Raw genomic sequence first — 14710 nt, forward strand, 5'->3', positions numbered from 1 at the left:
CGGGACGTTAGCTCAGTTGGTTTAGAGCGCTGCCTTGACAGGGCAGAGGTCACTGGTTCGAATCCAGTACGTCCCACTACTAATGAAGATTGCCTTACATTTTATGTAGGGCTTTTTTTTATCTTCATAGCGAATTTTTACCATTGCCATGCTTAAAGACTACATCAAAAAAGTATTTCCCGGTATTTTGGAGTTCAGCATCAGTCTGGACAAAACTTCTTCTATTCTGGATAAACCCTGGGTAGTAGCGGGGATAGATCAAGCCAAAGAAAAGTATATCTTCAAGAAAAATCATGAGTTGCTTATCTCTAGAGAAGGAAAAGTAGAGATGGGTAAATGGGAGTTTCTGGATGAAGCACATTCTTTTTTAATAAGGAGAGAGAGTGGTTCTTTTTTGTACAACAAAGGCTATTTGGATAAGGCTGTACTTATTCTGAAAGTAGATGGCAGAGAAAGTGATTACCTTACTTTAGCCAACGAAAATGTGCTACCAGATTTAGATGTTCGCGGCTATCTTGAGAAGATAAGGTACCGCAAGCATAACATTTTAAAGCTTGAGCTGGAAGATGGATCTTTTGTAGAAGTAGAAAGAGATTATGATACCAGCTTTCCGATTGTAGGCAACCGTATCAGCCTGGCGGGTGGTTTGGCCATTCCTCCCGGAAAATACAGACTTAAAAATGATCAGCAGATTCTGGAAGTTGCTAAAGGAAAAATTAGGTCTATTCTGCAGTTGCAACAGTATAATTATAATAACCGGCTGATAGAAATTGAGCAACAAGATCCTGAAGATATAAACGAAGGCGATTATGTGACTGTAAATGGCCTGGCCCCACTTTCCGGGGTTTATTTATTAAGTAAAAGGCGCTTCATCAGCGTACACAATGGCAAGGTTGAAAACATTGGCTACCGAAAGTACTACCGAAACTGGATCATAGCAGGAATCATCTTTGTACTTCTGCTGTTGCTTCTCCTCTTTGGATTTTTTGCCTAGTTTCTAAACAATTATACTCTTTAAGGAGTAACTTTTTCATTTGCTTTTATCATCATTTAAATTTTTTAAACTATGAGCTTATGGCTTGCCATCGTAATTTTTATTGGATTGGCGGCGGTAATTGGCTATGCCGGTACTATGTTAACCAAGGCTGCCGATCAGCTGGCAGACCTCACAGGATTTGGAGAGGCTTTAGTAGGTGGTATACTTTTGGGTGCCATTACTTCTATCTCCGGTATAATTACTTCCGTAACTGCTGCTTATGAAGGTCAACCTGAACTGGCATTTAGCAATGCCGTAGGAGGTATAGCAGCACAAACTGTTTTTTTAGCAATAGCTGATATAGCCTATACTCGCGCAAACCTTGAGCATGCTTCAGCTTCTTTTACTAACTTACTACAGGGCGTGCTACTTATTGGAATGCTAGGTTTCGTTATTCTGGTTATGGCTTCCGAATCACTCACCGTCTTTGGAATTCATCCGGCTTCCTTAATTTTAATATTAATTTATGTGTTTGGCACACGGCTTATTTCCAAAGCTAAAGAACATCCAATGTGGGAGCCGCAAGATACTTCTGAAACAGTAGAGGATGTACCCGATGAAAATAATCAGCCCAATGTAAATCTTAAACTACTGATTGTTCGCTTTACAGTATTAGCAGGTGTAGTTGGTGTCGCGGGTTATTATATTGCCCAGACTGGCATCATTATCACTGAAAACTCAGGGGTGTCTGCTTCTTTTATGGGTGCTCTTTTTACCTCTGTGGCTACCTCTTTACCAGAACTAGTAGTATCGGTATCAGCAGTAAGACAAGGCGCACTTACGCTGGCCGTAAGTAACATTATTGGAGGTAACACTTTTGATATACTATTTTTAGCATTCGCAGATATGGCTTATCAGGAAGATTCAATATACCATGCTGCTACCAATTCTCAATTGTTTATCATTTCTCTTACTATTCTGCTTAGCTCTGTATTGCTATTAGGTTTACTGCATCGGCAGAAGTATGGTTTTGGGAAAGTGGGCTGGGAGAGTATACTTTCTATTCTGATTTTTGTAATTGGATATTTCTTACTTTACAACATGTAATCTATAACTTTTTTACAGCTATATCCTATATCTGATATTAACAGATTATACTCATCAAACAAAAAAAGGCCACCTATAAGTGGCCTTTTACGTTAATTTTTTTTTCTACTTTTTTAATTCACATTAAAATCCCCTCTGAGGTTTCTTAGCCTTTTCCTCACATCTGCTACATATACACTACCCGGATGCTCGCGCAGAAAGTTCGTATACACTTCCATAGCCTTGTCTTGCTCCTGTAACTGATCTTCATATATCTTTCCCGTCATATAAAGAGCATTGTCTCCTAGTATATCATAACCATAAGCCTCTGTAATGGTATTTAGATGTGCTAAAGATTCATTAAATTTACCTAACTTCATATCTATGGTAGCCATTAGCCAGTGTATCTCATCCGCTAACGCATGGTTTTGGTATAATTCTAACATGCTATCCAATTTAAATACAGCTTCTATTTGCTTATTCTGGAATAGTAATAATTCTACATTAGCATAGTCTTGCATGGCAGCTTCTGTAGTATCTAATGCTGTATTGTTCTGTATTAATATACTTAAGGACATCGCATCATTAGCTATTTCACGCGTAGTAGCTAACTTGAGTACATCCAGGTGTCCTTGGGCCAGTTCAAACTCTCCCTTGTAGTAAGAGAGTTTAGCATTTCTGAGTTTAGCCTCATAGCCTACTGGCTCTTCCTTATGGTTTTTCTCTACCTGCGAATAAAGCAGTGTAGACTCCCAAGGTTGATTGATCAGCAGATAGATGTCTCCCATATCCAACTTACACCTTGCCTTTAGCTCACGGCTCGCTTTGGGGTGCTCAGCCACCTCTTGTAGAGTGGTAATAGCCTGGTCTTTTTTATCCAGGTAAAAAGCATAGAGCAATGCCTGGCTTCGCATAGCTTCCAGTGTAGCATAGCTTGGACCCATAGCGGACCCTTTGCTCTCATCTATAAAGTTTTGGTAATCGTCTATAAGTTTGGTGATGTCTTCCTGAGCGACTGGATAACGGGTCTTCACAATTTCTTCCCTCGCCTTAATCTTGTACCTTCTGGCAGATACATAATTACCGGTACGTGGATATTTCTCTATGATGTAATCATACATCTTTAGTGCATTATCATAATCCTGATTTTCCAGTGCAATGCTAGCTACATCCATTACTCTGTCACCATCGGATCTATTTCTTCTGTCTATAGCTCTGGCTTGCATAAAGGCTCCGTAGAAGTTTTTCTGCTGGAGATTGATCCAGATTAGAAGTTCATTGTACAGCTGCTTGTCGGGCTCTTCCTGTATTTTGTCGAGCAGCATGTTAGATAAGCCTTGCAGGTCTTCTTCTTCGGTTAGAATATTCTGGAGAACATTCTTGACGTAGGTAATTCTGGCCTGATCTTCGTCAGCGTATTTGAGGTACTCGAGCACCATCTTATCTTTCTCATTGAGTCGGCGATAGACATTGGCCAACTCAAGGGCAAAGAGGTTAGGATCACTAGCGGCTTCCCTACCCTGCTGATAATAGACAATAGCTTTTTCAAGCATATCGCTCTTGATGTAGTGGCTTGCCACCAGCCTGATTTTATATGGGTCTGCGCGTACCTCATCTAAAACTTCGCTATGGTATTTTTCCGCGGAAGCGTTATTGCCCATTCGCTGTTGCAGTATGCCGGCATCCAGACGGTAGATAATATTTGCGGGATATGCTTTAAGTGCTTTGCTAACATAATTTTCTGCTTGATCCAGATATCCATTATTTATCAACAACCTAAAATATCGGCTATGAATAATCGGAATATTTTTTTTCTGTTTTGCGAGTTCCTCATAAACGGACTTCGCTTTTTCAATTTCTCCTTTGTCATCATACTGTTGGGCCAGTTCTATCTGTTCCTGATCTTGAGCCTCGGCAGTGAAAGCAAAAATACTCGATAACAAAAGAATAACAAATGTTAGAGGGTGGTTTAATTTCATACATCTCGAGTTATTGATCCTAACATATTCACTAACATACTATATTATCGAAAGATTATTTAAATCGAACTATTATTATTTATTACGGTGTGAATAAGTGGAAAACTCTGTGGAAATCCTTTTGTTATTCACCATCGAATATAACCTGTTCGATTATTTTTAGGTTATTAACACACTTATTAACAATTAATAGATTGATTTACAGTAAGTTAAGTATATTTTATAAAAATGTTAACTAATCTGTGGATAACTTTTTACGTGATTGATAGTGTGTATAACATTGTTAATAATTTAATTCACACTGTTGATAGGAATGTGTATAAAAGGAAGGGAGGATATCGAGTGAATAACTTTATTATTTTCCACATCGAATACGGGGTGTATCCACATGTTATTCACTCGATAGTGTTGATAACTTAGAAGCTTATGTCAATCTCTCTGGTCCAGTTAGCCCTCAAATCAATTACTTCTTCTTCATTATAAAAGTAAACAGGTTCTGCTTTTCTGTTTTCTAATATGTTGGCACTGTCCCATTGACCATTATTATTTTCATCAATTAGAATACGAATGTGATACTCTCCTGGCGGAATAAGTTCAAAGGTATATGTGTTAGATGTTGGTTTTTGCTCTTCTACCAATTCATAATTATTGTTGAGTAGCTGAAGCGTATAATTTTGAAATTCTGTATTTATAGTTCCAGTAATTTTGCCGTGCTCACTAGGCTTTTTAAAATTGTACTTTTGAATTATTCTTTGACTACTATCATTTTCAATGCTGATAAAACTACCAGCAGATATATAAAGAATAAGTGGCTTAAGGTTTTCTTTTAGTTCTTCCTTATTGTAGATATTTGGGGTGAAGTTTGAAGAAATATTTAAGCTGTCTGCTACATTAGCTAGTATTTGAGATTTGACAGATTCGGTTTCAATGGTATTAATACTATCAGCTACTTTCCTTAAAGAAGGTATTCTCTGAGTTAAGAGGTTAAATAGTCTAAGTTGCTCATTCAGATCGTTACTATTTTTCAGACTATCAAGATAATTTCTTGCTTCCTTTATCTTTAAAGTATAGCTAATACTATCCCTGCTTTTAAGGTTTAGGAGCAGTGTATCTATAAGTTTAGTTTTATCTATCTGCTTTTCAAGACTTACTTCATCAAGCTTATCATTCCAACTTAGAAAGCTCTCATAAGCTATAGGTAAATAAAATAGCGTATCATAGCTTAAGAGAACGCTATCAGTATTTACGTATGCTATAGGCTTACTAAATTTTATTTTTGTGTTTATATAACTTTTTATATTGTTATTTGAAGTTATGTTTTGTTTTAACTGCTCTAGTTCTCTTTTAGTTTCTACAAACTTTATTTGTATTGTATCAGTAATAGATTGACTTACAGAGTCTTGTAATGTAATTGTGGCTTGTACACTATCCTGTCTTAGCGTATTATATAGTCTAATAGTTTTGTGGTTATCCTGAAAGTTACTGTATACATATTGTGCAGTATCAGTCGGTAGGTCTGTATTAAGAGAATCTATGTACTGCTTTGTTTCTTCATTAATATTGGCATCATTTACTATAAGTTCATAATCTTTAAGTGCTTTGTTAGTTTTAATTTCAAAGTATTTACCGTTAGCTCTGGCGCTTTGTACTTGAATATCTCTAGTATCTAATCTTATCAGCTCTAGGTTTACTTCTTTGCCGTATAGGTTTTTCTGAGTTTGTTGTGTACTATCAGTAGCGATAGCCATTGAATCTAGTGCTATGGGTTTAGCTTCTTCAGGTATTAGCGCTATGGGTTCTGATTCAAACCCATAAGCTTCCGTATTCGGGTCTAATTTTAAGTTGTTGTTATTATCGGTATAGGCATATACTTTATAGGTGCCAACTTTAATGTAACGTATTGTGTAATTACCCTCTTCATCGGTTTTTGTTAGATATGTTGGAGGATCTTCAAATGGATTTAGCGTATCCCCTTCTGGATAAAGAGCTACCAACACATCGTCAACTGCCTTGTTGGTGAATAGTTCTTTAACCTGCCCATTCACCTGAAACGAATCTATTTCGTTCCCTGTACTAAATGCCATAATGATATTTTCTGCAGGGTTCTGTTCAGATATATCTTTAATAGCATCTCTAAAGTTAAATGTATAGGTAGTATTGTCTTGAAGGTCCTCGTTAAGCTCTATTACTACAGACCTTCGGTTTACATAAAAATCGTAATCTTCTACTGGAGGGTTAACAATAATGTCCTGCTTAAGTGAGCGTGCTTCTATGTATTCATCAAACTCCAGCACTAAATTATCATTTTCAAAATTTACGGTCTCTAAAGCTGGGCTCATTCTTATCAGTGTCGGAGGTATGGTATCTTTTGGGCCTCCGGTAGGTACTCCTCTTCTTGCGCATGATGCACTGGCTATTAAAGCAATCCAAAAAATGTAAAGCCAAATGTTTTTTGTTCTCATATGATTTAATCTAATTTCCTGCTAAAATAAAAAAGTGCCTGCTTTAAACGTGTAAAACAGGCACTTTGTATGTAATTTATTAAAATATGTTATTTGCCCAGATATATCATAATTATGGAAATATCCGCGGGAGAAACGCCACTTATTCGGGCTGCCTGACCAATAGTGTCTGGCTGTATTCTATTCAGTTTTTCAGTCGCTTCGGCAGAAAGAGCTTTTACATTAGCATAATTGAAACCATTAGGAATACGATAGTTTTCCAAACTTTCTACCTTTTCTGCATGCGCTTTTTCTTTCTCTAAATAAGTCTCGTACTTATTTAATATCTCTACCTGCTCCAAAACTTCTGTACCATAATCAGCAAAGAAGCTGTCTAACTCCTGATCCAGCACTCTTAATTTACTAATAGATATCTCTGGACGTTTTAATAACTTTTGTACAGAGATCTTTTCCTTAATTGTAGCTGTATTAAGTTCTTCTAGATTATCATTAAAATTTTCTGGAGTTACCTTTAAGGTTTTAATCTCTTCCAGAACAGTTTCTATGTCTCTTCTTTTATCGTATACTTTTGCCAGGCGAACATCTGTAATTAGCCCTAATTTGTGACCTTTTTCAGTCAAACGTATGTCAGCATTATCTTGCCTTAGTAGCAAACGAAACTCAGCACGAGAAGTAAACATTCTATAAGGCTCTTCTGTGCCTTTATTGACGAGGTCATCAATAAGTACGCCTATATAAGCTTCAGAACGTTTGAGTATAAATGGTTCTTTTTCTTTAACCTTATTATGAGCATTGATACCAGCCATCATTCCCTGACATGCAGCTTCTTCGTATCCTGTAGTTCCGTTAATTTGGCCTGCAAAATATAGGTTCTCGATTAGTTTAGTCTCTAATGTTAGTTTAAGCTGTGTTGGTGGAAAATAATCATATTCAATGGCATATCCTGGCCTAAACAATTTTACATTCTCAAAACCTGGTATTTCTTTAATGGCTTTATACTGTACATCTTCCGGTAAAGAAGTAGAAAAGCCATTAACATAAACTTCTACTGTGTTCCAGCCTTCAGGTTCTACAAAGATTTGATGCCTGTCTCTTTCTTTAAATCTGTTAATTTTATCTTCTATTGATGGGCAATATCTTGGCCCCTGACCTCTTATCCTTCCATTAAACATAGGTGAGCGATCAAAGCCAGTTTCTAATATTTCGTGTACTTTAGAATTGGTATAAGTTATATGACAGCTCCTTTGTACTGCTGGTACTTGTGTATCTGTAAAAGAAAACTTTCCAGGGTTCTTGTCTCCTTCTTGCTCTTCCATGATCCCATAATTTAGAGATCGCCCATCTATTCTAGGAGGCGTACCTGTTTTCATTCTACCAGATTCAAAGCCTAACTGCTGAAGCTGTTCTGTTATTCCTTTAGATGCTCTTTCGCCAGATCTACCACCCCCCATTTGTTTTTCACCAATATGTATTAGCCCATTGAGAAATGTACCATTTGTAAGTATTACTGATTTGGCTTTTATCTCTAAACCAATGCTTGTCTTTACACCTATTACCTTCTCCCCTTCTACTAATATGCCAGTAACCATTTCCTGCCAGAAATCAAGATTTGGTATTCCTTCTAATGCTATTCTCCACTCTTCGCTAAATCGCATACGGTCATTTTGAGTGCGAGGACTCCACATTGCTGGGCCCTTAGAGCGGTTGAGCATTCTAAATTGAATCATAGACTTATCTGAAACAATTCCTGAGTACCCTCCTAAAGCATCTATCTCTCTTACTATTTGTCCTTTCGCCACTCCACCCATAGCTGGATTGCAAGACATCTGACCAATTTTGGTCATGTCCATTGTAATTAGTAAAGTCTTAGAGCCCATGCCTGCAGCAGCAGCGGCTGCTTCATTTCCTGCATGACCTGCCCCCACTACGATCACATCGTATTCTTGGAACATATAATGTAAAATTTAAAAACGTTTCACGTGGAACACTGTAGGATTATTGAAAATCCCGGAAGTACAAATCTAAGTATTTGTCTTCCATCATCCTCATGGTAATTTTAGAATTATCATCTTTATCATCATAACCAATGAGATGAAGAACGCCATGAATAATAACCCTTAACAACTCGCGCTTAAAAGTAGTTTGTTGAAGCTGAGCATTTTCCCGAACTCGTTCAATACTGATAAATATATCGCCTTCTAAAGCAGAAGATTCGCTGTTATCAAAAGTTATAATGTCAGTGTAGTAATCGTGGTGTAGGTAGGATTTGTTAATTTCTAATAGATAAGCATCAGAGCAAAAAACAAAGTTGAGGTTGTCAACTTTAAGATTTGCTTGATTAGTGGTAATAGTAATCCACTCAGAAATATTTAGAGGTAGTGAGGAAAGGTTGAATTCTATGTCTTCAGTAAAAAAATTGACCAATGCTGATTCTAATTAATGTAAAAGATGAGTTCTACTACCTGACCATTATTTAAAAAGTTTACCTCGTCACATAAATGTTTCATAAGAAAAATTCCTCTACCGCCTGGTGTTTCTAAATTTTCTGGTGAGGTAGGATCAGGAAGATTGTCATAATCAAAGCCTTCTCCCTCATCCTTGATAGTAAAACGAATAGCATCATCTAAAAGCACTAAAGAAAGTTGGACATTCTTCTTTGCATCCCCTCCATTACCGTGTCGTATAGCATTATGAACAGATTCTGTAACAGCAATCATAATGTTACCATAAATGTCATCATTAAGATTAAAACGCTCTTTTGCATTATCAATAAAGCTCTCAATCATTCTGATGTTCTCCGATAAAGAGGGGATTTCAATGTTTATAGAGTTCATTCTTTAATTAGTATTATTATTTAACCTCTGAAAATACTTATTAGCTTCGTTTTTATAATACGGATTTAATTTAATAGGGACTGTCTTCAATAGCTCAATTTCCTGTTTTTTTGTTTTGATATATTCTTCAAAGCTTTCTGTAGTTCGGCGTTCATAATCATCCTTTGCAGTTTCTCCTTTTCGCTTCTTATCTAACTCTTGCTCACGCATTGATTTTTCTACTTCCAAAAGACGAGTCATAATTTCTTTTTGTCTTTCTATCATCTCGGAAGTTAACTTTTTATTAACTAGATCTGTTTCTGTCTCTTCCATTTTCTTAGAAAGCTGATCGCCTGCTCCACCTGCACCCTCTTCATTAGAGTCATTCATTTCCTGCATGATTTTTCTAATTTTCTCTTGCTCAGCAGCTAATTTAGCAAGTTCTTCAGAAAGTGCCCTACCAGATTTACCACTTTTCTTAAGCTGGTCTATCTTTTGGTTAAGCTGCTTTTGAAGTTCGCTCATACTCATGTTCTGCTGCGATTGTCCTGGCTTTTTCTGTGGATTACCCATAGCATCAGCCATTTGTTGTTGCATCTGCGCCAGTACATCGTTAAGTAAGAGCGCTAAGTTATTCATAGATGTCATCGTGAACTGTTGCTTGCTTATGGCTTTATATTGTTGCCTTTCCTTCAAGGCTTCCATGCTTTCATCCATATATTGATTCATATCTTTTACTTCGCGGGTGATAAACGACTGAATCTGAAACACTCGCTCTGCAAGCGATAAAAGACTGTCTTCTATAATTTGAGCATCATCGCGAATCTTAAGTTGATTTTGCGATAGCTCAATAAAGCGAGGGTCGTTTTGCTTAACATCACGAAACGACTTCATGATATCTTCCTGATCAAAAGATAAAGTGATTAAATTGTCTAAAATGTTTCTCAGATTATCCATGTTCTCTTGTAGCATTTCCATCTCCATGCTCTGTTGCATTTGTTGCATCTTTTGAGCCATCTTCTTCATTTGCTGAGAACTATTCTTTTGCGACTGATTAGCTTTTTTACGATTACCTTTATCTAATGATTCTTTAGCCTTTTGCTGCTCCTCTTGTATCTGCTTATTCTCCTCAGTCATATCCTGCATAGGTGCAGGGTTATTTAAATCCTGATTAAGTTCTTCCAGTTCTTTCATCTGTTCCTGAAAGTCTTCAAACTCTTTATTGAGTTCCTCTTGTTGCTTACTAAGGTCTTCTGTACTATTGTCTTTATCTTGAGTCTCTTCGGCAAGTTTCTCCTGTTTTTCAGCATCTTCAGTAAGCTCATTCTCTAACTCCTCTAACTTCATATCAAACTTCATACGCTTGAATAATTCAAGACTACGCTCAAGTTCTTCCTCTAAATTCTGCTCTTTATTGCTTAATTCTCTTAGGTTATTCTGGATCTTATCTAATTCAGCTTGTTCATCTAGTAACTTCTGTAGCTCCTCATATAATTTTTTGGTTTCTTCATCTAAAAGCTCATCCATAAGATTTTGGAGCTGATTGATTTTTTCCTGCATTTCATCAGACTGCTGGTCAAACTGCTCACGCTTCATATTAGTAGCTTTATTCTGCTCCTGTAATTCCTGAAGCTCTTTCTCTAATTGTTGTCTATTCTTTATTATGTTCTCAATTTTCTGCTTGTCCTGCCAGCTTAGTTCTTTTTTACCTCTTAGTTTCTTTTCAACTTCCTCAATATCCTTTTTAATTTGATCTGCTTGCTGTACAGTTTTACTAATTTGCGTTTGTGTTTGCTCAGTAGCTTTGTCTAAGCTTTCTTTAATAGCTGCTCTATCAGGAATATTAAAAACGTAAGTAGATGTTTTACTCGCTTTATATCCATTTACAGCATCATTGTCCCACACTTGTAAAAAGTAGCGAATCTTATCGCCAGGCTCTAGTTTAAAGCTATCTATACGCCACTGATGATAGTAACTTTGTGTGTTTTGTTTATTATCCAGATCTAGATTAATCCGTTGAAATTTGTCATTGTTATCAGTATCAGCTTTTTCAAATCTGTAATACAATGTCAGCTGTGTTAATCCATAATCATCAGAAACATTACCCCCTAGCACAAGAAACTGGTACATAGTAGTATCCTGTAGTTGTTGCAAACTAATCTTAGGATGCTGGTCAGGGATTACATCCAGATAATATCTAATGTTTTGTTTATTAGTACTATATTCATTTGTGAGATCAATCTGATAATGATCAGACTCAAAAATCTGCTTTTCAAATGCAAAAACCTGCTTTGTCTCTTCTTCCAATAGATGGCTTTCCTTTTGCTCGATAAAGCTTAAGCGCATTGAGTCAGATGCTAATACATTAAACTTCCAGCTGATATTTGTCCCCTCGGGCACTTGTAAATTACCTACGTTATTAAGGCGTTCATCCTCTTTGCCTACATATTCTGGGTAATCCAGAAAAACACTAAAATCCTTAAGGTTAGGCCTTTCTACTACCTTAATACTATACTCTTTTGTGGTGTATCCAGCAGCTTCAATAGTAAAGTCAATATTTCTCTGAATACTCTGAAAGTTGTATTGAAAAATTCCAGCTTCATTTGCTGTCATTCTAAATTTTCTGTCAGCACTTTGTATATAAACTTTATCAGGCAATACCTCTCCTTCAATAGCAAGGTCTATTGTAAAGTCTTCATTTTTAAAAGCTAAAAGGGTATTGTTTTTCAGTACAAAATTAAAAGGTGCTTCGGGAACAAATTCCTTATTAAAATTAACAATACGCTTATTACTTTCAGTAAAGAGCTGAGGAATAGAAACTAGTACAAAGAGAATCAGAATGGCTGGAATAGCAAGGTACTTAACATACTTAAGATTCTCTTTTAAATTAATAGCTACCGGAAAAGATACAACTGAAATTTGCTCTGTCTTTTGAGCTATACTAGCACTTAAAAGTGTATTATTTATACTGGAGTTCTTTTGCAATTGAAGCACATTGAGTAGCTTGTCCTTTACCTCTGGAAAATATGTTCCTATTTGCCTGGCGGCTTCTTCATCAGTAATCTGCCGGCTGTTATTTGTAATTCTTATTAGGGGGTCAAGTACCCATTTATATAGTATGAATAAGAATACAATGACAAATAAGAAAAAGAGGATAGTCCTACCTGCAGAATTTAGACGTACAGTATACTCAAAGGAACTTAGTATTAGATAAAGGGAAAGTAGTACCGCCCCAAAGTAAATACTTCCCCTAGCTAATTTATTAAGGTAAAATTTTCGCTTATACAGTTTAAGCTGCGCAATAACTTTATTAATGTTCGCTTCAGAGGCCATACGCTAAATTGATAAGATTAAAAGTATAAAACCTGGTAAGCACAATAGTTAGTTCGCATTAACCATACCTAAAAAGTACGTAAAGAAACTACTGTGCTTATACGTCTTTAAGTTCTAGCACGATAGGGCAATGGTCAGAATGCTTTACTTCATTTAAAATAGCTGCACCAGCCAGCTTATGTTCAAGATTTTGGCTAGCCATATGATAATCGATTCGCCAACCTAAATTTTTGTCCCTTGCGCGTGCTCGATAACTCCACCATGAGTACTGATGCGGAGATTCGTCAAAGTATCTGAATGTATCTATAAAACCGCTTTCTAAAAAATTAGTTACCCATTCTCTTTCTTCTGGTAAAAAACCCGAAGATTTTTTGTTGCGTACAGGGTCATGTATGTCTATGGGCTTATGGCATATATTATAATCGCCGCTAATGACTAAATTTTGATGAGTCTTTTTTAAGTTGCTTATGTAGCTCTCAAAATCACCCAACCATTGCATTTTAAAATCCTGTCGGATATCACCACTTGACCCTGAAGGCATGTATACACTCATAACAGAAAAACTTTCATAGTCCGCTCTGATAACTCTACCTTCTTGATCATACAAGTCTATGCCGCAGCCATACTCAACATGATTAGGTTTAATTTTGCTCAAAATAGCTACACCACTGTAGCCTTTCTTTTCTGCAGGCATCCAGTAGGTATGGTAGCCGAGAGACTCAAATTCAGCAATATTAATCTGTGAGGTATGTGCTTTTATTTCTTGTAAACAAATGATGTCAGCATTATCATTTTGAATCCATTCTATCAGTCCTTTTAAAACTGCCGCTCTTATACCGTTAACGTTGTAGGAGACTATTCGCATGTATTAAATTTCTATACCCAGTTCTAAATTAAAATAATCAATTATGTGCATTTTAAGAAGTTTTTCCTGTTCAAGAAGATCAAAGTGAGGAAGCTTTTTAATTAATATCCAGTGAGGCCATCCTTCTTCATCTACTCCTTCTAATTCGTAGAAACCAGAAAGGGAAAGTACCTTACAGATCGCAATATGTATAAGGTCTTGTTTTTCTTCTTTAGAAAAATGCTGAAACCCTTTACCTAACTCCTGGACCCCTATTAAAAAAAGGAGTCCATTAAGGTCTTTAGGTTTTTTTCCCAGCATCTCCTCTACCCTTTTCAGCAGCTTCTGCCAGTTTCTCTCTAGTTCGAGGTCTTTTTTGTACATTAAGTTAGTTAATCAATTGTGTGAATTATTACTCTTGTAATACCTACAAGCAAAGTAATGACCTATGAAGAAAAGTATGTGATATCTTCATTAAAAATGTATACGTACGTAATATGCTTAATGATTTTATTTCCCTTCTATTTCCGCATTGCTGTGTAGTAAGCAAGCAACCATTAGCAAGAGGTGAAAAGTGGATATCTACTTCTTATGCTGCTAGTCTTCCCAAATTTGAACTGCATAATAAAAACGAAAAGCTTGAGAGAAAATTTTCTGGATTAGTACATGTAAGGCATGTGCTGGCATATTATAAATTTAGTCGGCATAGCGGAGTACAGAAAATTTTGCATCAAATCAAATATAAAAACACTCCCGAGTTAGGTGAGCTTTGTGGGAAATGGTTTGCTCACTCACTTATGGCCGCAGGCTATACAAATACTTTTGATATAGTTCTACCCATTCCACTACACAAAGCTAAGTTGAGAAAAAGAGGATATAACCAGGCGTATCATATTGCTAAGGGAATGGCAGAAGTACTAAACATCGCATGCGATCAAAAGTCGCTTTATAGAAAAGTAAACACCACAACTCAAACCAAAAAGGGAAGAATGGAGAGGTTTGACAATACAGTAAACATTTATGCCATTACAAAAAAAGCACCTTTAAAAGGTAAAAGAGTATTAGTGGTAGACGATGTAATTACTACCGGGGCTACTATGATACAATGTGTAGAGTTGTTACGTCGCTCAGGATGTACCGATATTAGTGTAGCGGCTTTGGCAGCCGTAGAATAAAAAAAGGCTTGGCAGCAATGCTACCAAGCCAACAAGTGTATT

At 36.5% G+C, this 14710-nt stretch carries 11 protein-coding genes and 1 tRNA gene; 4 read left to right on the top strand and 8 right to left on the bottom strand.

Annotated elements, in window-relative coordinates; all coding sequences use genetic code 11:
* The first annotated feature begins 1 nt into the window (after position 1).
* The 3 genes from PZB74_RS07150 to PZB74_RS07160 all read left to right on the top strand — a co-directional run bounded on the left by PZB74_RS07150 (position 2) and on the right by PZB74_RS07160 (position 2083).
* Positions 2 to 76: transfer RNA gene (locus PZB74_RS07150), tRNA-Val, on the top strand.
* Between the two features lie 72 nt (positions 77 to 148).
* Entirely contained in the window at positions 149 to 994 is an 846-nt protein-coding gene (locus PZB74_RS07155; protein ID WP_302241762.1) for a hypothetical protein, read from the top strand.
* 72 nt (positions 995 to 1066) lie between these two features.
* Positions 1067 to 2083 carry a sodium:calcium antiporter gene (locus PZB74_RS07160; protein ID WP_302241763.1) on the top strand — a complete coding sequence of 339 codons (1017 nt, stop codon included), beginning with the start codon at positions 1067 to 1069 and terminating at the stop codon, positions 2081 to 2083.
* Positions 2084 to 2196: 113 nt separating this feature from the next.
* Here the strand turns inward: PZB74_RS07160 and PZB74_RS07165 are convergent, their stop codons facing one another.
* The 8 genes from PZB74_RS07165 to PZB74_RS07200 form a co-directional block, all read right to left on the bottom strand.
* A complete protein-coding gene (locus PZB74_RS07165; protein ID WP_302241764.1) occupies positions 2197 to 4041 on the bottom strand; it encodes a tetratricopeptide repeat protein in 1845 nt (614 codons plus the stop codon).
* Positions 4042 to 4457: 416 nt separating this feature from the next.
* Complete coding sequence (locus PZB74_RS07170; RefSeq protein ID WP_302241765.1) at positions 4458 to 6503, bottom strand: Ig-like domain-containing protein; 2046 nt, start codon at positions 6501 to 6503, stop codon at positions 4458 to 4460.
* An 89-nt stretch (positions 6504 to 6592) separates the two neighbouring features.
* Positions 6593 to 8455 (bottom strand): tRNA uridine-5-carboxymethylaminomethyl(34) synthesis enzyme MnmG, encoded by a 1863-nt coding sequence (gene mnmG, locus PZB74_RS07175; protein WP_302241766.1) that lies wholly within the window; start codon positions 8453 to 8455, stop codon positions 6593 to 6595.
* A gap of 43 nt (positions 8456 to 8498) precedes the next feature.
* Positions 8499 to 8927, bottom strand: a complete 429-nt coding sequence (gene ybeY, locus PZB74_RS07180; RefSeq protein ID WP_302241767.1) for an rRNA maturation RNase YbeY — start codon at positions 8925 to 8927, stop codon at positions 8499 to 8501.
* 8 nt (positions 8928 to 8935) lie between these two features.
* A complete protein-coding gene (locus PZB74_RS07185; protein WP_302241768.1) occupies positions 8936 to 9337 on the bottom strand; it encodes an ATP-binding protein in 402 nt (133 codons plus the stop codon).
* Between the two features lie 3 nt (positions 9338 to 9340).
* Entirely contained in the window at positions 9341 to 12649 is a 3309-nt protein-coding gene (locus tag PZB74_RS07190; protein WP_302241770.1) for a DUF4175 family protein, read from the bottom strand.
* 97 nt (positions 12650 to 12746) lie between these two features.
* Complete coding sequence (gene xth / locus PZB74_RS07195) at positions 12747 to 13514, bottom strand: exodeoxyribonuclease III (RefSeq protein ID WP_302241772.1); 768 nt, start codon at positions 13512 to 13514, stop codon at positions 12747 to 12749.
* Positions 13515 to 13517: 3 nt separating this feature from the next.
* Positions 13518 to 13877: a hypothetical protein gene (locus PZB74_RS07200; RefSeq protein WP_302241773.1), complete on the bottom strand. Its 360-nt coding sequence runs from the start codon at positions 13875 to 13877 to the stop codon at positions 13518 to 13520.
* A 113-nt stretch (positions 13878 to 13990) separates the two neighbouring features.
* On the opposite strand from PZB74_RS07200, the gene PZB74_RS07205 reads away from it, so the two are divergent.
* Complete coding sequence (locus tag PZB74_RS07205; protein ID WP_302241775.1) at positions 13991 to 14668, top strand: ComF family protein; 678 nt, start codon at positions 13991 to 13993, stop codon at positions 14666 to 14668.
* The last annotated feature ends 42 nt before the right edge of the window (positions 14669 to 14710 follow it).

The organism is Porifericola rhodea, from assembly GCF_030506305.1.
GTDB lineage: Bacteria > Bacteroidota > Bacteroidia > Cytophagales > Cyclobacteriaceae > Catalinimonas > Catalinimonas rhodea.

Excerpts from the sequence above, each read along its gene's own strand:
- PZB74_RS07155 (WP_302241762.1), top strand. The coding sequence starts at position 149 with ATGCTTAAAGACTACATCAAAAAAGTATTTCCCGGTATTTTGGAGTTC.
- PZB74_RS07160 (WP_302241763.1), top strand. The coding sequence starts at position 1,067 with ATGAGCTTATGGCTTGCCATCGTAATTTTTATTGGATTGGCGGCGGTA.
- PZB74_RS07165 (WP_302241764.1), bottom strand. The coding sequence starts at position 4,041 with ATGAAATTAAACCACCCTCTAACATTTGTTATTCTTTTGTTATCGAGT.
- PZB74_RS07170 (WP_302241765.1), bottom strand. The coding sequence starts at position 6,503 with ATGAGAACAAAAAACATTTGGCTTTACATTTTTTGGATTGCTTTAATA.
- mnmG (WP_302241766.1), bottom strand. The coding sequence starts at position 8,455 with ATGTTCCAAGAATACGATGTGATCGTAGTGGGGGCAGGTCATGCAGGA.
- PZB74_RS07185 (WP_302241768.1), bottom strand. The coding sequence starts at position 9,337 with ATGAACTCTATAAACATTGAAATCCCCTCTTTATCGGAGAACATCAGA.
- PZB74_RS07190 (WP_302241770.1), bottom strand. The coding sequence starts at position 12,649 with ATGGCCTCTGAAGCGAACATTAATAAAGTTATTGCGCAGCTTAAACTG.
- xth (WP_302241772.1), bottom strand. The coding sequence starts at position 13,514 with ATGCGAATAGTCTCCTACAACGTTAACGGTATAAGAGCGGCAGTTTTA.
- PZB74_RS07200 (WP_302241773.1), bottom strand. The coding sequence starts at position 13,877 with ATGTACAAAAAAGACCTCGAACTAGAGAGAAACTGGCAGAAGCTGCTG.
- PZB74_RS07205 (WP_302241775.1), top strand. The coding sequence starts at position 13,991 with ATGCTTAATGATTTTATTTCCCTTCTATTTCCGCATTGCTGTGTAGTA.